Source organism: Pantoea sp. X-Soil-TKNS-1211, assembly GCF_059730495.1.
Map to the genome: position 1 here is coordinate 1,949,936 of NZ_AP035953.1, position 19,174 is coordinate 1,969,109.

Annotated in this window: 19 protein-coding genes and 3 tRNA genes; 11 read left to right on the plus strand and 11 right to left on the minus strand. The window is 52.2% G+C overall.

Annotation, left to right across the window (positions count from 1 at the left end):
- Positions 1-26: 26 nt before the first annotated feature.
- A complete protein-coding gene (locus tag AC6I8W_RS09355; protein WP_084874057.1) occupies positions 27-431 on the minus strand; it encodes a hypothetical protein in 405 nt (134 codons plus the stop codon).
- A gap of 389 nt (positions 432-820) precedes the next feature.
- Here AC6I8W_RS09355 and sufA point away from each other — a divergent pair, with 389 nt between their 5' ends.
- The 7 genes from sufA to AC6I8W_RS09390 all read left to right on the plus strand — a co-directional run bounded on the left by sufA (position 821) and on the right by AC6I8W_RS09390 (position 7,486).
- A complete protein-coding gene (gene sufA, locus AC6I8W_RS09360) occupies positions 821-1,195 on the plus strand; it encodes a Fe-S cluster assembly scaffold SufA (protein WP_497837905.1) in 375 nt (124 codons plus the stop codon).
- A gap of 7 nt (positions 1,196-1,202) precedes the next feature.
- Positions 1,203-2,696 (plus strand): Fe-S cluster assembly protein SufB, encoded by a 1,494-nt coding sequence (gene sufB / locus AC6I8W_RS09365; RefSeq protein ID WP_497837906.1) that lies wholly within the window; start codon positions 1,203-1,205, stop codon positions 2,694-2,696.
- A gap of 35 nt (positions 2,697-2,731) precedes the next feature.
- Positions 2,732-3,478 carry a Fe-S cluster assembly ATPase SufC gene (sufC, locus tag AC6I8W_RS09370; protein ID WP_497837907.1) on the plus strand — a complete coding sequence of 249 codons (747 nt, stop codon included), beginning with the start codon at positions 2,732-2,734 and terminating at the stop codon, positions 3,476-3,478.
- On the plus strand, positions 3,453-4,730 hold the full coding sequence (sufD, locus tag AC6I8W_RS09375) for a Fe-S cluster assembly protein SufD (RefSeq protein ID WP_497837908.1): 1,278 nt from the start codon (positions 3,453-3,455) through the stop codon (positions 4,728-4,730). Before sufC ends, sufD begins: the two co-directional genes overlap by 26 nt.
- Entirely contained in the window at positions 4,727-5,950 is a 1,224-nt protein-coding gene (gene sufS, locus AC6I8W_RS09380; RefSeq protein ID WP_497837909.1) for a cysteine desulfurase SufS, read from the plus strand. Before sufD ends, sufS begins: the two co-directional genes overlap by 4 nt.
- 19 nt (positions 5,951-5,969) lie before the next feature.
- On the plus strand, positions 5,970-6,386 hold the full coding sequence (gene sufE, locus AC6I8W_RS09385; protein ID WP_480370846.1) for a cysteine desulfuration protein SufE: 417 nt from the start codon (positions 5,970-5,972) through the stop codon (positions 6,384-6,386).
- Between the two features lie 65 nt (positions 6,387-6,451).
- Positions 6,452-7,486 carry a L,D-transpeptidase family protein gene (locus AC6I8W_RS09390; RefSeq protein WP_497837910.1) on the plus strand — a complete coding sequence of 345 codons (1,035 nt, stop codon included), beginning with the start codon at positions 6,452-6,454 and terminating at the stop codon, positions 7,484-7,486.
- Between the two features lie 60 nt (positions 7,487-7,546).
- On the opposite strand, the gene AC6I8W_RS09395 is transcribed toward AC6I8W_RS09390, so the two are convergent.
- The 6 genes from AC6I8W_RS09395 to AC6I8W_RS09420 form a co-directional block, all read right to left on the minus strand.
- A complete protein-coding gene (locus AC6I8W_RS09395; RefSeq protein WP_007374746.1) occupies positions 7,547-7,783 on the minus strand; it encodes a major outer membrane lipoprotein in 237 nt (78 codons plus the stop codon).
- Between the two features lie 304 nt (positions 7,784-8,087).
- Entirely contained in the window at positions 8,088-9,500 is a 1,413-nt protein-coding gene (pykF, locus tag AC6I8W_RS09400) for a pyruvate kinase PykF (RefSeq protein ID WP_497837911.1), read from the minus strand.
- A gap of 341 nt (positions 9,501-9,841) precedes the next feature.
- A tRNA-Val gene (locus AC6I8W_RS09405) sits at positions 9,842-9,918 on the minus strand.
- A gap of 21 nt (positions 9,919-9,939) precedes the next feature.
- A tRNA-Val gene (locus AC6I8W_RS09410) sits at positions 9,940-10,016 on the minus strand.
- A gap of 3 nt (positions 10,017-10,019) precedes the next feature.
- Positions 10,020-10,096: transfer RNA gene (locus tag AC6I8W_RS09415), tRNA-Val, on the minus strand.
- Between the two features lie 153 nt (positions 10,097-10,249).
- Positions 10,250-11,623: an MATE family efflux transporter gene (locus AC6I8W_RS09420; RefSeq protein WP_497837912.1), complete on the minus strand. Its 1,374-nt coding sequence runs from the start codon at positions 11,621-11,623 to the stop codon at positions 10,250-10,252.
- A gap of 199 nt (positions 11,624-11,822) precedes the next feature.
- On the opposite strand from AC6I8W_RS09420, the gene AC6I8W_RS09425 reads away from it, so the two are divergent.
- Positions 11,823-12,473 (plus strand): riboflavin synthase subunit alpha, encoded by a 651-nt coding sequence (locus AC6I8W_RS09425; RefSeq protein ID WP_497837913.1) that lies wholly within the window; start codon positions 11,823-11,825, stop codon positions 12,471-12,473.
- Positions 12,474-12,551: 78 nt separating this feature from the next.
- Here the strand turns inward: AC6I8W_RS09425 and cfa are convergent, their stop codons facing one another.
- Both cfa and punC read right to left on the minus strand, forming a co-directional pair.
- Entirely contained in the window at positions 12,552-13,700 is a 1,149-nt protein-coding gene (gene cfa, locus AC6I8W_RS09430; RefSeq protein WP_497837914.1) for a cyclopropane fatty acyl phospholipid synthase, read from the minus strand.
- Positions 13,701-14,008: 308 nt separating this feature from the next.
- A complete protein-coding gene (punC, locus tag AC6I8W_RS09435) occupies positions 14,009-15,211 on the minus strand; it encodes a purine nucleoside transporter PunC (protein WP_497837915.1) in 1,203 nt (400 codons plus the stop codon).
- 108 nt (positions 15,212-15,319) lie between these two features.
- Here punC and punR point away from each other — a divergent pair, with 108 nt between their 5' ends.
- Positions 15,320-16,231 (plus strand): DNA-binding transcriptional activator PunR, encoded by a 912-nt coding sequence (punR, locus tag AC6I8W_RS09440; protein WP_497837916.1) that lies wholly within the window; start codon positions 15,320-15,322, stop codon positions 16,229-16,231.
- Here punR and purR read toward each other — a convergent pair.
- Entirely contained in the window at positions 16,228-17,253 is a 1,026-nt protein-coding gene (gene purR / locus AC6I8W_RS09445) for an HTH-type transcriptional repressor PurR (protein ID WP_497837917.1), read from the minus strand. The genes punR and purR overlap by 4 nt on opposite strands.
- Before the next feature lie 285 nt (positions 17,254-17,538).
- On the opposite strand from purR, the gene cydH reads away from it, so the two are divergent.
- Positions 17,539-17,628 (plus strand): cytochrome bd-I oxidase subunit CydH, encoded by a 90-nt coding sequence (gene cydH, locus AC6I8W_RS09450; RefSeq protein WP_150105780.1) that lies wholly within the window; start codon positions 17,539-17,541, stop codon positions 17,626-17,628.
- Between the two features lie 55 nt (positions 17,629-17,683).
- Here cydH and AC6I8W_RS09455 read toward each other — a convergent pair whose 3' ends face one another.
- Positions 17,684-18,469: a C40 family peptidase gene (locus tag AC6I8W_RS09455; RefSeq protein ID WP_497837918.1), complete on the minus strand. Its 786-nt coding sequence runs from the start codon at positions 18,467-18,469 to the stop codon at positions 17,684-17,686.
- Between the two features lie 362 nt (positions 18,470-18,831).
- Between AC6I8W_RS09455 and AC6I8W_RS09460 the strand changes: the two genes are divergently transcribed.
- Entirely contained in the window at positions 18,832-19,167 is a 336-nt protein-coding gene (locus tag AC6I8W_RS09460; RefSeq protein ID WP_497838145.1) for a Grx4 family monothiol glutaredoxin, read from the plus strand.
- Positions 19,168-19,174 lie beyond the last annotated feature (7 nt).

Sequence of the window (19,174 nt, forward strand, 5' to 3'; positions counted from 1 at the left end):
CCACGAGACGTCAGGACGCAGCTGGATTAGAATATCCAGCCTGCGTGGCGAACGAAATCACTCTGTAGGCTGGTGGCCTGGTCCCACTCGCCGCTCAGCGCCAGTTGATGGCACAAGCGAGTTAGTGACAGGCGGGCCAGTTGATAGGCCTGAATACGGAACAAGCGGTCGCGATCGGCATTGCCCATCTCCTGCACTAAGCGGTGATGGAGCTTGCCCATGGCGTGCAGATAGCTCTGGTCGTCGCCATTGAGCTGGCAGATTTCTGCCATATCGAGGCAGGTGTCGTTAAAACGACGCAGTTGTTCGATAGTGCAATCGGTGCGGTTGAGCTTTGCCTGAGCCATATAGAAGTCAACGGTGATATCACGCACCGAAAACTTATATTCATCGATTTTGTGTTGTAACCAGGCTGAGACGGTAAGCGTCATGTCGCCACCTTAATAGGTTAATGATAATCATTATCATATTCAACCACGTCAGGAATGCAATTCCCGAAGAGAAATTTTATTGATTTATTTTGCCTGTTACTAAAATCGGCAATAACAATTTTTTTACATTAAGGAAAGGCGTAACCTATCAATTAGTAGGAAAACGTAAAGTGAAAAAATGAAATTTTGCGGTTTTTTAACAGGTTACAGTAGTGTCAGTGCGGCTGTTTTGCACGCCGCAAAGCAGTGTGAAGCGACTATGCTTAATAAAGTAGCAGTAAAAAATAGCACGAGATGATTATCCCTGCAAAACAAGAGGTTGAAGTGATATCTGATATCACTACCATAGGGGGATAGCCTGAAAAGGCCCAGACTTACGAGGTAGCACTATGTCATCAGTAAATGCAGCTTCTTTTTCACCCGATGATTTCGTCTGGAAGGGGCTGACGCTGACCGAATCGGCAGCAAAACAGATTCTTAACCTGGTCGCACAGGATCCTGAAGTTAAGGGGCTGCGAGTAGGGGTGAAACAGTCCGGCTGTGCCGGTTTTGGTTATGTCATGGACCTGGTGAAAGATCCTGCCGATGACGAACTGCAGTTCTCATACTTCGGCGCAACGCTGTTTGTGCCGCTTCAGGCAATGCCGTTTGTCGACGGCACCGAAGTGGATTACGTCCGTGAAGGCCTGAACCAGATCTTTAAATTTAACAACCCTAAAGCTCAGCACGCCTGCGGGTGTGGTGAAAGCTTTGGCGTCGAGTAAGTGAAATATGTCACGACACAGCGAAACATCTGACGATGTACAAATGTGGGAAGGCAAGCTCAACTACAAAGAGGGCTTCTTTACCCAACTGCAAACCGAAGAATTTGCCCATGGCCTCAATGAGGACGTGGTACGGGCAATTTCGGCTAAGCGTAACGAGCCAGAGTGGATGCTGGAGTTTCGTCTGAAAGCCTTTCGTGCCTGGCTGGAAATGGAAGAGCCGCACTGGTTGAAAGCGCATTACGAGAAACTCGACTACCAGGATTACAGCTATTACTCCGCGCCATCCTGTGGCAACTGCGATGACACCTGTGCTTCTGAGCCGGGTGCGACTCAGGCTTCTGGCAGCACACCTGCCAGCGAATATCTGACACAGGAAGTAGAAAACGCGTTTAACCAACTGGGTGTACCGGTACGTGAAGGTAAAGAAGTGGCCGTCGATGCGATTTTCGACTCCGTTTCGGTTGCCACCACCTATCGTGGCAAACTGGCGGAGCAGGGCATCATCTTCTGTTCCTTCGGTGAAGCGATTCAGGAACACCCGGAGCTGGTGAAAAAGTATCTTGGCACCGTGGTTCCTGCCAATGATAACTTCTTCGCGGCGCTGAACTCCGCGGTAGCGTCGGACGGCACTTTCGTCTACATCCCGAAAGGCGTACGTTGCCCGATGGAGCTGTCGACCTATTTCCGCATCAATGCGGCAAAAACCGGCCAGTTCGAACGCACCATTCTGGTGGCAGATGAAGACAGCTACGTCAGCTATATTGAAGGCTGTTCAGCACCGGTGCGCGATACCTATCAGCTGCATGCGGCGGTGGTGGAAGTGATTATCCACAAAAACGCCGAAGTGAAATATTCCACAGTGCAGAACTGGTTCCCTGGAGGCGAAGGCGACGGCGGTATTCTCAACTTCGTAACCAAGCGCGCCTTGTGTGAAGGCGACCACAGCAAAATGTCGTGGACGCAGTCAGAAACCGGTTCAGCCATCACCTGGAAATACCCGAGCTGCATTCTGCGCGGTGATTATTCCATCGGTGAGTTCTACTCCGTGGCGCTGACCAGCGGACATCAGCAGGCCGATACCGGCACCAAGATGATCCACATCGGCAAGAACACCAAATCGACCATTATCTCGAAAGGGATCTCGGCCGGTAAAAGCCAGAATACCTATCGCGGCCTGGTAAAAATCATGCCGACCGCCACTAACGCGCGTAACTTCACCCAGTGCGACTCCATGTTGATTGGAGCGGATTGCGGTGCCCATACCTTCCCGTATGTGGAAGCGCGTAACAACACGGCGCAGCTGGAGCATGAAGCCACAACTTCCCGTATTGGTGAAGATCAGATGTTCTACTGCCTCCAGCGTGGCATCAGCGAAGAAGATGCGATCTCGATGATCGTGAACGGCTTCTGTAAAGATGTTTTCTCCGAGCTGCCACTGGAGTTCGCCGTGGAAGCGCAAAAATTGTTAGCAATCAGCCTTGAGCACAGCGTGGGCTGATGGCCCGTTGCCGGAAGCAATGTGAAGGAAAGAGTATGTTAAGCATCAAAGATTTACAGGTTAGTGTTGAAGACAAAGAAATTTTGCGCGGCCTGAACCTCGAAGTGAAACCAGGTGAAGTGCATGCCATTATGGGACCGAACGGTTCCGGTAAAAGTACCCTGTCTGCAACCCTGGCTGGCCGTGAAGATTATGAAGTCACCGGCGGTTCCGTCACCTTCAAAGGCAAAGATCTGCTGGAGTTGGAACCGGAAGAACGTGCGGGCGAAGGCATCTTCATGGCGTTCCAGTATCCGGTCGAAATTCCGGGCGTCAGCAACCAATTTTTCCTCCAGACCTCTGTGAACGCGGTGCGTAAATACCGTGAGCAGGAAGAACTGGATCGTTTCGATTTCCAGGACTTTATTGAAGATAAAATCCATCTGCTGAAGATGCCGGAAGATTTGCTGACTCGTTCAGTTAACGTGGGCTTCTCCGGTGGTGAGAAAAAGCGTAACGATATTCTGCAAATGGCGGCACTGGAGCCGGATCTGTGCATTCTCGATGAAACCGACTCCGGTCTGGATATCGATGCCTTGAAAATTGTAGCAAACGGCGTCAATAGCCTGCGTGACGGCAAGCGTTCATTCATTATCGTCACCCACTACCAGCGCATCCTCGACTACATCAAGCCTGATCATGTGCACGTACTGTATCAGGGCAAAATTGTGAAGTCTGGTGACTTTACGCTGGTGAAACAGCTGGAGGAGCAAGGCTATGGCTGGCTTACCGACGAAGAGTGATAACGCGCTGCAACAGTGGCATCACCTGTTTGAATCGCGCGGCGACGTGCGTTCTTTGCAGGCACAGCAGCACTGGCAGCAACTGATGCGTCTCGGCTTGCCGACGCGCAAGCATGAGAACTGGAAATACACCCCGCTGGAAGGTCTGCTGGGGCAGCAGTTTGTACTGCCGCAACCGCAGGACGTGACGGCGGAGCAGGTAGAAGCACTGGCGCTGCCGATTGACGCGGTGCGTCTGGTGTTTGTTGATGGTCGTTTCCAGCCTGCGCTCAGCAGCCGCGATACGGGTCTGTTTGAGGTCCAGCATTCGCAGGCGGCTGAACGCCGTCCACTGCCGGCAGCGATCCAGCCAGAAGTGTTTCTGCACCTGACTGAAAGCCTGGCAGAAGAAGCCACCAGCATTCGTCTGGCACGAGGTAAAGCGGCGGCATTGCCGTTATATCTGCTGCATATTACCAGCGGTCAGGAAGCGGGCATGAATACCGTGCATCACCGCCACCATCTGCAACTGGAAGCCAGTGCTGAGGCGGAAGTGATTGAGCACTACGTCACGCTGAATGATGTCGCCCATTTTACGGGTGCACGTTTCACGTTTGACGTGGCGGATAACGCCAAGCTGTCGCATGTCAAGCTGGCGTTCGAGAGTGATAAGAGCTACCACTTTGCCCATAACGATGTGGTGATTGGTCGCGATGCGCAGGTCAGCACCACCAGCTTCTTGCTGGGTGCTGGTTTGTCGCGTCACAACACCAGCGCACAGTTGAACGGTGAGAACACCAATCTGGCGATGAACAGCCTGGCGTTGCCGATTAACCAGGAAGTGTGCGATACGCGCAGCTACCTGGAGCACAACAAAGGCTACTGCATGAGCCGTCAGATGCACAAAACCATCGTGCGTGACAAAGGCCGTGCGGTGTTCAACGGCATGATCAAAGTGGCTCAGCATGCGTTGAAAACTGACGGGCAGATGACCAACAACAATCTGTTAATGGGACGTCTGGCGGAAGTGGACACCAAGCCGCAGCTGGAAATCTACGCTGATGACGTCAAGTGCAGCCACGGCGCGACCATTGGTCGTATCGATGATGAGCAGATGTTCTACCTGCGCTCGCGCGGTATTGAAGAGTCTGCGGCTCAGCGGATGATCATCCATGCATTCGCCGCTGAATTAACCGAGAAGTTAGAAAATCCGGTTTTGCGCCAGGCGGTGTTGCAGCGTATTGCCGCACGCATCCCAGGAGTAGAGTCATGAATTTCGATCTCGAACGAATCAGAGCGGAGTTTCCGATTCTGAAACGCGAGGTCAACGGTCATCCGCTGGCTTATCTGGATAGTGCGGCCAGCGCACAGCGCCCGCTGGCCGTCATCAATGCAGAAAGTCATTTCTATCAGCACGGCTATGCGGCCGTGCACCGTGGCATCCACTCGTTGAGTGCCCAGGCCACTACTGATATGGAAAACGTGCGTATTCAGGCGGCACGTTTTCTTAATGCCTCGTCTCCGGAAGAGATTGTTTTCGTCAAAGGCACCACCGAGGCGATTAACCTGGTGGCCAACAGCTGGGGCGGCAGTCAGCTGCAACCGGGCGACAACATCATCATCACCGAGATGGAGCACCACGCCAACATCGTGCCATGGCAGATGGTTGCGGCGCGTACCGGTGCGGAAATCCGCGTATTGCCCCTCAATGAGCAGGGGGAGCTGGCGCTGGAGCAACTTGCAGGGCTGATCGACAGCCGTACCCGCTTGCTGGCAGTGACCCACGTTTCTAACGTGTTGGGCACGATCAACCCGGTGAAAGCCATTGTTGCTCAGGCAAAAGCGGCGGGCGTGGTGACGTTGGTGGATGGCGCACAGGCGGTGATGCATCATGCCGTTGACGTGCAGGACATCGGTTGCGATTTCTACGCCTTCTCAGGACATAAGATCTACGGTCCGACCGGCATTGGCGTGCTGTATGGCCGCACAGCGTTGCTTGATATCATGCCTCCGTGGGAAGGTGGCGGTTCGATGATCGATCAGGTGCAGTTGCCGACCGGCACGACCTGGAATACCGCACCGTGGCGTTTCGAAGCAGGCACACCCAATACCGGTGGTATCATCGGCTTGGGGGCGGCATTGAAATGGATTACGGAACTGGGGCTGGACACCATTCACCAACGTGAATCGATGCTGATGCGTTATGCGCTGGATAAACTGGCCTCAGTGCCGGACCTGACCATTTATGGTCCGGTTGATCGTAGTGGCGTAGTGGCGTTTAATCTGGGCAAGCACCACGCGTTTGATGTGGGCAGCTTCCTCGACCAGTACGGTATCGCCATCCGCACCGGTCATCATTGCGCAATGCCGCTGATGCGTCATTATGCGGTGCCCGCCATGTGCCGTGCCTCTTTCGCGCTGTATAACAGCGAAGAAGAAGCTGATCGTCTGGCGGCAGGTCTGACGCGAATTCATCGTCTGCTGGGCGGTTGAGCAGATTCAGGAGTATCAAATGGCAAATTTGCCAGATAAAGAGAGACTGGTGCGCAACTTTAACCGTTGCGCTAACTGGGAAGAGAAGTACCTCTACATCATTGAACTCGGGGCAAAATTACCAGAATCGTCTGAAAGCTTATATCAGCCGGAAAACGTGATTTCGGGTTGCCAGAGCCAGGTGTGGATCACCATGACTCCACAAACGGACGGTACTATTGCTTTCGCGGGCGACAGCGATGCCGCTATTGTTAAGGGCTTGATCGCCGTGGTATTTAGCCTGTATCAAGGGCTGAAAGCGGCAGAAATCCTGGACCTTGATGTGCGCTACTGGTTTGAACAATTAGCACTCACCCAACACCTTACCCCCTCACGTTCGCAGGGGCTGGAAGCGATGATTCGCGCTATCCGTCATAACGCTCAGACCCTCAGCTAAGATACACTCTCCAGACCCCGGACAACCTGACCGGGGTTTGTTTCTTCCGACAAAGAGAAAATTGCATGAGACCAGCTTTACGTTTGGCCGGTGCATTGCTGTTGTCCTGCTGCGGACTCTCTGCACCTGCGCTTGCCACGGAATACCCTCTGATCGAGGCGGGCAGCCGTTTAATTGGCGAGAATACCCTGACAATCGTTCCGGATGATAAGCGGCCACTGGAAAGCATTGCCAGCCACTACAAGATTGGTTTGCTGGGGATGCTGGAAGCGAATCCAGGCGTTGATCCCTGGTTGCCGAAGGCCGGTACCCAGTTAACCGTTCCTTTACAGATGTTGTTGCCAGACACGCCGCATGAAGGGATTGTGATAAACCTTGCTGAGTTACGTCTTTATTACTACCCCAAAGGGGAAGATCGGGTGATTGTCTATCCGATTGGTATTGGTCAGCTCGGTGCAGCCACGCCGGTCATGGTGACCAGTATCAGCCAAAAGATCCCCAACCCTACCTGGACGCCAACGCCCAATATTCGTAAACGCTACGCTAAAGAGGGCATCACTTTACCGGGTGTGGTCCCAGCCGGGCCGGATAACCCTATGGGGCTGTTTGCGATGCGCCTGGCACGCGGCACCGGGCAATATCTTATTCACGGCACCAATGCTGATTTTGGCATTGGCATGCGCGTCAGCTCCGGCTGTATCCGCTTACGCCCGGAAGATATTGAAGCGTTGTTCGCCAGTGTACCGAAAGGCACGCGTGTGCAGGTGATCAACCAGCCGGTGAAATACGCCATTGAACCGGATGGCAAGCGCTACATCGAAGTGCATCAGCCGCTCTCGCACACCGATAAAGACGATCCGCAGACCATGCCGATTGCCTTAACGGCAGCGATGAAAACCTTTATGAATAGCCCACAAAGCGATACAGCGTTGATTAAAGCGGCTCTGGAGCGACGTTCAGGGATGCCGGTGCTGGTGAGCAGTGGTGAACCGGTAACGCAGGATACGGCAATACCGCAGGTGGTTCAGTCTCAACAGAGGAGTGAAGCGGGGCGTGCAACCATCAGTGAGGCCAGTGGAACATCAGTGGCTAAGCCCTGATGAGCTGGAAGCAAGACAAAAAAATGGCGCCATATGGCGCCATTTTTAGTACCAGAACTCTTACTTACGGTAAGAGTGAGCCTGGTTGTCCAGACGCTGGTTAGCACGAGCTGCGTCATCTTTAGCAGCCTGAACGTCAGAACGGATTGCGTTCACGTCGTTGCTCAGCTGGTCAACTTTAGCGTTCAGAGTCTGAACGTCTGAAGACAGCTGGTCGATTTTAGCGTTGCTTGAGCAACCAGCCAGCAGAGTTGAACCCAGGATTACCGCGCCCAGTACCAGTTTAGTACGATTCATTATTAATACCCTCTAGATTGAGTTAATCTCCATGTAGCGTTACAAGTATTACACAAAGCTTTTTGAGTTGAGAATAAATTTTTGCTGAGAACACGCTTAAACTTGATCGTTCGCTCAAAGAAGCATCGTTTAGCAGAAGATGATAAAAATATTTAGCTAAAACAGAGATATTTAATCGGATTAGCCTTAATTTTCTGGGTTTTTGAATAGTTATTATCGATTGGTAATTTTGTGCTTTTGTATTAAGCACAGAATAAAAAAAGCGCCCAAAAAGGGCGCTTTTTAATAAACATTAAAGCGAAAATCAGAGTACGTGTACGGAGGCGGTGTTGGTGGTGCCACTTGGAACCAGTGCACCAGAAACCATCACGACAACATCGCCCTTTTGCGCATAACCGCTCTCAAGTGCCATTTCTTTTCCGATACGATAGAAATCATCAGTTGAGGCAATTTCGGCCACCAGGTGAGTTTCAACACCTTTGCTCAGAATCAGCTGGCGCGCGGTAGTGGCATTGGTGGTCAATGCCAGGATGGTCGCATCCGGGAAGTATTTTCTGATGGCTTTGGCTGATTTGCCGCCTTCGGTCGCTACCACGATCAGCGGTGCTTCCAGCTTCTCAGCGGTCTCAACCGCACCACGACATACCGCTTCAGTAATACGCAGCTTGCGTGAGTCCTGGAGCGAGTCAATACGTGATTTCATCACACGGTCAGTGCGTTCGCAGATGGTCGCCATAATGGTGACCGATTCCAGTGGATACTTACCTTTAGCGCTTTCACCTGACAGCATCACTGCATCGGTTCCGTCGAGGATGGCGTTCGCCACATCGCCTGCTTCAGCACGGGTTGGACGCGGGTTTTTGATCATTGAATCCAGCATCTGGGTTGCGGTGATCACCACTTTGCGCGCTTTGTTGCACTTCTTGATCATCATCTTCTGGGCGAAGATCACTTCTTCAACCGGAATTTCTACACCCAGATCACCACGTGCCACCATGATGCCGTCAGAAGCTTCAAGAATTTCGTCGAAGTTGTTCAGACCTTCCTGGTTCTCGATTTTCGAGATGATCTGAATGTGCTCGCCGCCGTGCTGCTTCAGATGCTCACGGATTTCCAGCACGTCAGAACGTTTACGGATAAAGGACGCGGCGACAAAGTCGACACCCTGTTCGCAACCAAAAATCAGGTCACGTTTGTCTTTTTCTGCCAGAGCAGGCAGCTGAATAGAGACACCTGGCAAGTTAACGCCTTTATTTTCGCCGAGATCGCCGTTGTTCAGGACCTTACACACCACGGTGTTTTCAGTGACTTCGATAACTTCCATGCCGATCAGACCATCATCGACCAACACGGTGTTACCGATTTTCAGATCTTCAGTGAAACCCGCATAGGTCACGGCCACGCGCTCACTATTACCGATAACGGATTGGTCAGTGGTGAAGGTGAAGGTTTGGCCAGCTTTGAGTGCAGCATCATTGCCGCCTTCCAGTTTCATGGTGCGGATTTCCGGACCTTTAGTGTCCAGCAGAATCGCGGCCTGACGACCGGTTTTTTCCAGGACAGCACGCATGTTGGCAATGCGCTGACCATGTTCGGCATAATCCCCGTGAGAGAAGTTCAGGCGCATGACGTTCATGCCTGCTTCCAGCAGTTGAGTCAGCATCTCTTCCGATTCGGTTTTCGGACCGATAGTACAAACGATCTTGGTCTTTTTCATGTCAGCTTATCTGTAAGTTGTGATGGATGATAAAGGTTGGGATTCGATGCGCAGGCACCGAAGTGGAAATTCGTTTGGTGTTGACAAGGGCAGTACAGAGTAAGAATAGGAGACGATAGCTAAGCGTGCAGGGAAGTTGTGCGGTTCGCGAGAGAACCGACCAGGCGTTGTTGCGCAAATAATTTGAGTTCTCGCCATAAACACGTTAGCGCTGAAACCTTTCAAGTAGGACAACGCGGCATAGTATAGACGCTAAGTGCACGAAAACCAATATGAAAGCAGTAACATAAAACGATGCAGATCAAGGAACGGAGAGTTGCGCAACGGGAAACTGAAAAGAGTGGTGCGCTCTAATGGACTCGAACCATCGACCCCCACCATGTCAAGGTGGTGCTCTAACCAACTGAGCTAAGAGCGCATTATGTCATGCAGAAAGAAATGGTGCGTCCGAGTGGACTCGAACCACCGACCCCCACCATGTCAAGGTGGTGCTCTAACCAACTGAGCTACGGACGCACTTGGTGCGCTCTAATGGACTCGAACCATCGACCCCCACCATGTCAAGGTGGTGCTCTAACCAACTGAGCTAAGAGCGCAACACGCTGTCAGGGCGACAGCGGGGACGAATATTAACGGCAGGCTGATGAGCTGGCAAGGGGAAAAAGCGATTTTTCATCATGACTGACCAGCATCTGTGCTATGCGTCGTTTTTTTAGGCGTTGCGGACCTTTTCCGGCCCGCTCAGCCACTTAGCGAGCGGCACGGGTCAGAATCACCTGGGCCGGTAAGCACTGCAAGCGACGAATTCGCCACAACATCATCACTGCCGCAGAAGTCAGTCCGACAATAAAGCCGCACCAGAAACCAGCGGGACCGAGCCGCGGCACCACCAGGTCGGTAAGCGCCAGAATATAACCGACGGGTAAGCCCAGTACCCAGTAGGCCACCAGCGTGATAAAGAAGATCGAACGCGTATCTTTATAACCACGCAAAATACCGCTACCAATCACCTGAATCGAATCAGAAAACTGATAGATCGCTGCCAGTAGCATCAACTGAGCGGCCAGCGTAATCACCTCAGGATTGGCGGTATACAACGCGGCAATATGATGGCGGAAGGTCACGGTAAATAACGCGGTGAGAGCCGCCATACCGATGCCGACTCCTTGCGCAGTCCATGCCGCGACACGCGCCTGTTCTGTTGATCCCTGTCCCAGCCGATAACCGACGCGAATGGTGGTGGCTACCCCCAGCGACAGCGGCAGCACAAACATCAGTGAACTGAAGTTCAGCGCGATCTGATGTCCGGCGACTTTGACAATGCCCAGAGGTGACACCAATAAGGCGACTACGGCAAACAGTGTCACCTCAAAAAACAGCGCCAGCGCGACCGGTAATCCAAGGCTAAACAGACGCGACAAAATAGCGCGCGACGGCGCGGAAAAACCGCTGCTCATGCGAATATCGCGCATGCTGCCCATGCGTTTCAGCCAAAAGCGCATCACGATAAACATCACCCAATACACGGTGGCGGTAGCGACGCCGCAACCGACACCACCCAGTGCCGGCATACCGAAATGGCCATAGATGAACACGTAGTTGAGTGGGATATTGGTCAGCAACCCAAGAAAACCCAGCACCATACCGGGCTTGGTTTTGGACAAACCTTCACACTGATTGCGCGCTACCTGGAAAAACAGGTAGCCGGGCGCACCGAACAGCAGCGCATGAAGATAGCCTTCGGCTTTGGCGGCCAATAGCGGATCGATATCATGCATCGCATGAATCAGATAGCCCGCGTTCCACAGCACCAGCATGATCAGTAACGCGACAAAAAACGCCAGCCAGTAACCCTGACGAACCTGTTCAGCGATGCGCTCACGGCGTCCCGATCCGTTGAGTTGCGCAACGGTAGGCGTCAATGCCAGCAGCAAACCATGACCAAACAAAATGGCGGGAAGCCAGATAGAGGTGCCCACCGCAACGGCGGCCATATCCGTGGCGCTTACCGCACCGGCCATAATGGTATCCACGAAACCCATCGCGGTCTGGGCAACCTGAGCAAGGATGACCGGGATCGCAAGGGCCAGCAATTGACGCGCTTCTGTTAAATACTTCTGCACGTATCACCTGCATTTAAATAAGAAGAGAACGGGGAGAGATCCCCAAAGAATGCGCGGCCTAGTGTACCGGTCTGATGACGCTTCGCCAAACTTTGTTCGCATTTTGTTAAAACGGCTGTGTAAATTTCACCCGCCGCCTAATTAAACCCGAACGGCTCAGCTGTGATAAACTAGCGCAAACTTCGCAGAGGCTGAGATTATGTTTACTGGAATTGTGCAAGGCACAGCAGAGATTGTTGCTATCGAAGAAAAAGAGTTGTTTCGTACCCATGTGGTGAAGCTGCCGGAGGAGTTATTGCCGGGGCTGGCGCTGGGCGCGTCAGTGGCGCATAACGGTTGCTGCCTGACGGTGACGGCGATTGAGGGTGATCAGGTCAGCTTTGACTTAATCAAAGAAACCCTACGGATTACCAATCTGGGTGAATTACAGGTGGGGGGTGTCGTCAATATTGAACGTGCGGCGAAATTCAGCGACGAAATTGGCGGCCATTTAATGTCTGGTCATATTATGACCACGGCAGAAATCTGTAAAATCATTCAGTCCGAAAATAACCGTGAAGTGTGGTTTAAATTACAGGATCCGGCGCAGATCAAATATATTCTGCATAAAGGTTTTGTCGGCATTGACGGTATCAGCCTGACGGTTGGCGATGTGACGAAGAGTAAATTCTGTGTGCACCTGATACCGGAAACGCTTGAACGCACCACGCTTGGCACCAAGAAGCTGGGCTACAAGGTGAATATCGAGATTGATCCGCACACGCAGGCGATTGTGGAAACCGTGGAGCGCGTACTTGCGCAACGTGAAGCCACCGCACTGGCGCATCACCAGTCCGATGAGAGCGAATAACAGCTAATTCGTAGCGGCGCGATTTATCGCACTGTTTTAAAAGCGCGTGATAAATCACGCCGCTACAATATCTCGGGTTTAACGCGCGACGCGCAGGCCGCCCTCAGTCCCACGACTAAAAACCACTTGCCACAGCTGAATATCGCGCGCGCGGAATGCACCGGCGCAGGCATTAAGATAATAGCTGAACATGCGTTTAAAACGGTCGCCGTATTTTTCTGCCAGCTGCGGCCAGGCGTCAAGAAAACGCGCATGCCAGGCCATGAGCGTGGTGTCATAATCCGCGCCAAAATTGTGCCAGTCTTCCATCACAAAATGTGATTCGCTGGCATTGGCAATCTGACGTACGGAGGGCAGACAACCATTCGGGAAGATATATTTGTCGATCCAGGGATCCACATTCATATCGGTTTTAATCGCCCCAATGGTATGCAGCAGGAAAATACCGTCCGGCTTCAAATTACGATCGGCCACCTCAAAATAGGTCGCGTAATTTTTGGGACCCACATGTTCGAACATGCCGACCGAGACGATACGGTCAACTTGCAGATTCAGGTCACGATAATCCTGCAACAGGATGGTGACGTCCAGACCAGCACAACGCTCCTGTGCCATCTTCTGTTGCTCTGCCGAAATGGTGACGCCATGCACTTTCACGCCATAATTGCGTGCGGCAAACTCTGCAAGACCACCCCAACCGCAACCAATATCGAGCAATGTCATGCCGGGTTTCAGTTGCAGCTTGCGGCAAATCATATCAAGTTTGGCCTGCTGAGCCTGTTCCAGCGTCTCGGCATCTTTCCAGTAACCACAGGAATACTGCATGAAAGGATCAAGCATCAAGGAAAACAGGTCATTGCCAAGATCGTAATGCTCTTTACCCACAATCCATGCGCGTTTTTTCGATTGCAAATTGGTCAGACGCGCAGCTGCAATACGCAGCGTGTCTTTAAAATGATGAGGTAATTGCTGATCCAGATGATGCTTCAGTACACGGTGGAAAAACATGTCGGGACTTTCGCAGTCCCACCAACCGTCCATATAGCTTTCACCCAGGCCCAGTGAACCTTCCTGCAAAACCCGTTTAAAAAAATCCGGATGCTTAACCTGAATATCCCAGGGGCGAGTGCCGTTGATAGCAATATCAGCCCGTTCCAGTAATTCATGGGCGATACGAAACCAGTGGTTTTCTTCAAGGCTCACTTCTTCTATACACGATGAACTCATAGCTTCTCCATCACCTTTCCGATTTCAACCTGAGAAAATAATAGCCAATTTCTCCAGGCTTGTGAGAGAACTCACGGAAAATCCGTGCGCCAGATATCCGACGTTTTACAGAGGTATGAATCTGAATAGAAATGTCTGGCACAACACAGCGGAGAATATCGTGCAGACGCCATCCCAGCGACAGGGTCGCTTAATATTAATACAATTATGTTATTGATTTGTTACAGAAATGCTGACCCACGCAGTATATGCTTACGTGGGTCAATATTCAACGACTTATCGTTAGGTTGCTAACTAAAGTCGTTGCATCAGTGATTATCTTCGCAGGCTAAGGAGTTGTGAGCAACATCACTTTGTGCGTTTGCCGTACGTTGCCAGGCGAAACCGGCCCAGGCGAGTGCCACGGTGGCGAGCATGACAAGGCTGGTGCTGTGCAGCGCCTGCTGTAATCCGGCGGAAACCACCAGGCTGGCGACAAAACATAATCCGAGTTGCAGCAAATTCTGTAATGAAGCGGCTTTACCCGTCGCCTGGGGGAAGGGCAGCAGGGCGCTGGCGACCACAATCGGATAGATAGCACCATTTGCCAGCGCCATGCCGCAAAACGGCAGCAGCAATGCCCACAGGGCCGGTGAAGAGAGTTGTGCCACCACAAACAGGCCAAGAATGCTCAGACTGTAGATCACCAGCAACCACGGCAGCAATTGTTTTCCGTGAAAACGATTCAGTAGCGCGCGGCAGCCAAATCCACCGATCAGAAAGGCGATAGTCTGCGGCACGTAGCTCAGACCAATATCCGCCGGTGACAAACCTACATCCGCGAGGATGAAGGGTGAACCGGTCAGCCAGGCGAAAAAACTGGCGGAACAGGCTGAATAAATCAATACATTACCGCTATAGGAACGTGATGCCAGCAGCGTCAGCCAGCCTGGCTGAGGCGCTCGGGTGGTTTGAGTACGCCTGGGATTGGCGAGGCACAGAGTACCGATCAGCAACACCAGGGTGATTAGCGTCAGCAGCAGGAAGATGCTTCGCCAGTGAAAATGTCCCATCAGCCAGGCACCCAGTAATGGGGCGAGCGCCGGTGACAAGGCAACCAGCGGCATAATGGTGGCAAAAACTTTGTTAGCCTGGCTCTGCGGATAACGATCCACCACCAATGCCTGCCAGCTCACGGCAGCCGCACAGACACCCACAGCCTGTACAAAGCGCAGCGCCAGCATCAGGCGGACGTCAGTCGCCCACAACATCCCCAGGCAGCCGAGGGCAAAAATCACTAATCCTGCCAGCAGAATCGGCTTACGACCGAATCGGTCAGACAGCGGTCCCCAGAACACCTGCGCGCAGGCAAACCCGCCAAGGAACAGGCTGAGACTGGCACTGATCGTGCCGGGTGTGGTGGCAAAATCCTGCTGCATGGCACCGAATGCCGGCAGGTACATATCCGTAGCCAGAAAGCCCAGCATGCTGAGTAAAGCAAGATAAGGCAGAAATCCTTTTGATGACAACATGGTAATTCTCTTTAGACAGGTAAACGCGGGGGAGTGTAAAAGCGTGCGAGGGGCTTTGTGAAACGTTAATATTTGCGCAGTGCTATCAAAAAATTTGCAGGCAAAAACATGTGGTCTGAATACGCTCTTGAGGTGGTGGATGCTGTGGCTCGAACCGGTAGTTTCAGTGCGGCGGCGCAGGAGTTACACCGGGTGCCTTCTGCCATCAGCTATACGGTGCGCCAGCTCGAAACCTGGTTGGCTGTGCCGTTGTTCGAACGTCAGCATCGGGAAGTGGTGTTAACGGCGGCAGGAGAACATTTTGTACGTGAGGGGCGAAGTGTTATCAAAAAAATGCTGGCCACGCGGCGGCAGTGCCAACAATTGGCGAATGGCTGGCGTGGTCAGCTCAGTATTGCGGTGGATTGTATTGTGAAACCGCAGCGTACTCGTCAATTGGTCAAGGATTTCTATCGCCACTTTCCCGATATGGAGTTGATAATCAGCTATGAAGTGTTCAACGGCGTCTGGGATGCGCTGGCCGATGGGCGGGTCGATGTGGCAATTGGCGCCACCCAGGCGATCCCGGTTGGCGGTCGTTTCGCTTTTCAGGACATGGGGGCACTTAACTGGCGCTGTGTGGTCAGTCCCGATCATCCACTGGCGAAAAGTACCTTGTTGGACGAAGAGACCCTGAGAGCCTGGCCTTCTCTGGTGCTGGAAGACACCTCACGGGCGCTGCCGCGACGTATGACCTGGACATTGGATAATCAGCGCCGACTGGTGGTGCCGGAATGGGAAACTGGCCTCGACTGCTTGCTGGCTGGATTATGCGTTGGCATGGTGCCGGGCCATTTAGCCCGACCGTTGCTGGATAGCGGTGCCCTAACTGAGTTAGCGTTACCCACGCCGTTCCCGGATAGCCCTTGTTGTGTCAGCTGGTCAGAACAACGCAACTCACCGGCATTGAGCTGGTTGTTGACCTATCTTGGCGATGCCGAAACGCTCAACCAGGAATGGCTGAGCGAAACGGAGGCTTAGCGGCGGTAGTCGCGGAAGGGGCCATCCGCGACGGAACGACGTTCAATCAGCGTCGGCTGAACCTCAATGGTCTGCGGTTCTTCACGCTTGCTGGTAATGCGATCCAGCAGCATTTCCAGCGCTTTTTCCCCCAACTGGGCTTTGGGTTGATGCACGGTGGTTAACGCGGGAGTGAAATAGCGGGCGTTGCGCACGTTGTCATAACCGATCACCGAAATATCCTGTGGCACACGCAGGCCCATTTCATCTGCGGCACAAATCGCGCCCATAGCCATGATATCGCCGCCACAGAACACCGCAGTTGGGCGTTGTTTCTGATTGAGGATCTGCTGCATCGCCTGATAACCTGACTCCGGTTCGAAATCACCCTGCACAATCCACTCGGGGCGCGCAGTGATGCCTGCTTCGTTCAGCGCCTGCATGAATCCTGCATGACGGCCACCGCCGGTGTTGCGCTCCATTTGTCCAGGAATAGCACCGATGTCACGATGGCCACGCTCTATCAGGTAACGACCGGCAAGATAACCGCCCTGGAAGGCGTTATCCTGCACCGTATCAGTAAAGTCGCCACGCGATGCACCCCAGTCCATCACCACCATCGGGATGTTGCGATTTTCTTCCAGCATGGTCAGCAGGTCATCAGGGTATTCAGAACACATGACCAGCAGGCCATCGACGCGCTTCTGCGCCATCATTGACAGATACGCGCGCTGTTTTTGCAGATCGTTATGCGCATTGCCAAGGATCAGCGTGTAACCACGATCGAAACAATGGTTTTCCACTGCCTCGATAATTTCGGCGAAATAGGGGGCTTCACTGGAGGTGGCCAGCAGCCCCAGAGTTTTGGTGTGGTTAACTTTCAGGCTGCGCGCCACGGCGCTGGGCGAGTAATGCAGCTCTTTGATCGCTTCCCATACGGCGTTACGCGTCTCTTCCGCGACGAAACGCGTCTTGTTGATGACATGCGAAACCGTGGTGGTAGAGACACCGGCGCGTTTCGCCACATCTTTAATTGTTGCCATGAAAATGGTACTCCCGGGCTTATCGCAACTAACTGATAAGTATATTGTTAAACGTTTGCGTCTGCTAATGGTTTTGCGCCCCGATTTTCGGGGCAAATGGCGAAGAAAAAGACGTTAACACTCAGTCAATAACACTTTAACTTGCCGCAAACACAGCGTGCGCAAAAACTGTTGCGCAACGAAAGGCGGCGATTCTAGCAAGCTGGCGCGGATAACACGAGATTTTTGCCGGGGGGTGTGAGAAAATCACGATAACCCTTCAATTAATGTGACTAAGGAGTTGTGATGAGTACAGACCTGAAACTGGCGCTGTTTACCACCGTGGGCGCGCTGCTAATGATTATCGTATTCAGCTTCACCGCGATCCTTCATTAATAAAAAAGCCGGACCTGAAAATCAGTGTCCGGCTTCTTCTTTCGATCGGGTTGCTCTAGCGGATGGTCTTGGGCGTCATCATACGGCGTGCGCCGACATAGTGTTTCAACCAGTAATCCTCACCCAACGCACTGATTTGAATATCTTTACCGGTTCGTGGCGACTGAATAAATTTGCCGTTGCCAAGATAAACGCCAACATGATCGGCAGTACCACGATGATTAATGCGGAAGAACACTAAATCCCCTTTCTCCAGCATGTCACGCTTAATCGGTGCCGCATCACGCAGGTGGTACATTTCGTTCGCGGTGCGTGGGAATTTGTATTTGACCAGGTCCTTGTACGCATACCACACCAAACCACTGCAATCGAAACCGGTATGTGGTGAGGTGCCGCCCCACTGGTAAGGTTTGCCAATCTGCCCCATCAGTTTGTTCATCGCGGTCTCTCGCGCTTTCTGATAACGCTGACGATGAGAATTGCTCATCTTGATGGTGGTCAGATCGCGGTCATCGTCCAACTTCTCAGTTTTCTTTGCTACACGCTGATGACCATATTTTTTTGACGGCGATTTCAGCCGGGTCTTTTTACTCCGGGTTTTATGCAGCGCGGTTTCTGTTTTCGGCTGTTTTTTCAGCTTTAACTTCTGAACACTGGTGGCGAGGCGGGATTTCTTCGTGCTGGTTTTTACCGGGCGTCGTTTACGACGCTCATCTTCGCGCGCACTTTTCTTCTCAGCGTTATGCAAACTGGCATTGATGGGCGCATGCGGGGATGCAGAAGCCACATTAAAAAACAGTTGAGCGAAAGCCAGCATAAAAAGCGTAATGAGTAAACGCATAGTCCGGTTACAGGTTAAGCAGTCTGAAGTAACAGCCTGCGGCTATGTTAGAAAAATCTGATCAATGATCAGCGCCGAGATGATTCTAATCCAGTTTTTTTCCAAAAGGTAAGGCATTTTTCTATTAATCTGTTAGCAGACTTGATATGGGGCAAAAATGAGCGATTTCAGCTGGTTAACCCAGCAGAAATATTGCCAATTATTAATCGGTTCATGCTTATTCATGATATGGAAATGTTATGTGTGGTACTGGAACTTAACAAACATGGCGATTGATGTGCCTCGACTGCAAAATCCCGTTTTCAGTGCGGGGGTGAAGTCGCTACAATAAACAAACACGAAGTGAGGAATTAAGGAAGGCAATAATGAGTACTGTTGAGAAAATCCAGCGCCAGATCGCAGAAAACCCGATCCTGCTGTACATGAAAGGTTCGCCGAAACTGCCAAGCTGCGGTTTCTCTGCACAAGCGGTACAGGCTCTGTCTGCCTGTGGTGAGCGCTTCGCGTATGTTGATATCCTGCAAAACCCGGATATCCGTGCTGAGTTGCCAAAATACGCTAACTGGCCGACTTTCCCGCAGCTGTGGGTTGATGGCGAGCTGGTTGGTGGTTGCGACATCATCGTTGAGATGTTCCAGCGTGGTGAACTTCAGCCGCTGATTAAAGAAACTGCTGAGAAGCATAAAGAAGCAGAATAATGGCAAG

What these genes read in the sequence shown, in the direction of transcription:
- purR (WP_497837917.1), bottom strand. Translation starts at nt 17,253, where the DNA reads ATGGCAACAATTAAAGATGTGGCGAAACGCGCCGGTGTCTCTACCACC.
- AC6I8W_RS09390 (WP_497837910.1), top strand. Translation starts at nt 6,452, where the DNA reads ATGAGACCAGCTTTACGTTTGGCCGGTGCATTGCTGTTGTCCTGCTGC.
- pykF (WP_497837911.1), bottom strand. Translation starts at nt 9,500, where the DNA reads ATGAAAAAGACCAAGATCGTTTGTACTATCGGTCCGAAAACCGAATCG.
- punR (WP_497837916.1), top strand. Translation starts at nt 15,320, where the DNA reads ATGTGGTCTGAATACGCTCTTGAGGTGGTGGATGCTGTGGCTCGAACC.
- sufB (WP_497837906.1), top strand. Translation starts at nt 1,203, where the DNA reads ATGTCACGACACAGCGAAACATCTGACGATGTACAAATGTGGGAAGGC.
- sufE (WP_480370846.1), top strand. Translation starts at nt 5,970, where the DNA reads ATGGCAAATTTGCCAGATAAAGAGAGACTGGTGCGCAACTTTAACCGT.
- AC6I8W_RS09355 (WP_084874057.1), bottom strand. Translation starts at nt 431, where the DNA reads ATGACGCTTACCGTCTCAGCCTGGTTACAACACAAAATCGATGAATAT.
- AC6I8W_RS09395 (WP_007374746.1), bottom strand. Translation starts at nt 7,783, where the DNA reads ATGAATCGTACTAAACTGGTACTGGGCGCGGTAATCCTGGGTTCAACT.
- sufD (WP_497837908.1), top strand. Translation starts at nt 3,453, where the DNA reads ATGGCTGGCTTACCGACGAAGAGTGATAACGCGCTGCAACAGTGGCAT.
- cfa (WP_497837914.1), bottom strand. Translation starts at nt 13,700, where the DNA reads ATGAGTTCATCGTGTATAGAAGAAGTGAGCCTTGAAGAAAACCACTGG.
- AC6I8W_RS09455 (WP_497837918.1), bottom strand. Translation starts at nt 18,469, where the DNA reads ATGCGTTTACTCATTACGCTTTTTATGCTGGCTTTCGCTCAACTGTTT.
- cydH (WP_150105780.1), top strand. Translation starts at nt 17,539, where the DNA reads ATGAGTACAGACCTGAAACTGGCGCTGTTTACCACCGTGGGCGCGCTG.
- AC6I8W_RS09425 (WP_497837913.1), top strand. Translation starts at nt 11,823, where the DNA reads ATGTTTACTGGAATTGTGCAAGGCACAGCAGAGATTGTTGCTATCGAA.
- sufC (WP_497837907.1), top strand. Translation starts at nt 2,732, where the DNA reads ATGTTAAGCATCAAAGATTTACAGGTTAGTGTTGAAGACAAAGAAATT.
- punC (WP_497837915.1), bottom strand. Translation starts at nt 15,211, where the DNA reads ATGTTGTCATCAAAAGGATTTCTGCCTTATCTTGCTTTACTCAGCATG.
- sufA (WP_497837905.1), top strand. Translation starts at nt 821, where the DNA reads ATGTCATCAGTAAATGCAGCTTCTTTTTCACCCGATGATTTCGTCTGG.
- sufS (WP_497837909.1), top strand. Translation starts at nt 4,727, where the DNA reads ATGAATTTCGATCTCGAACGAATCAGAGCGGAGTTTCCGATTCTGAAA.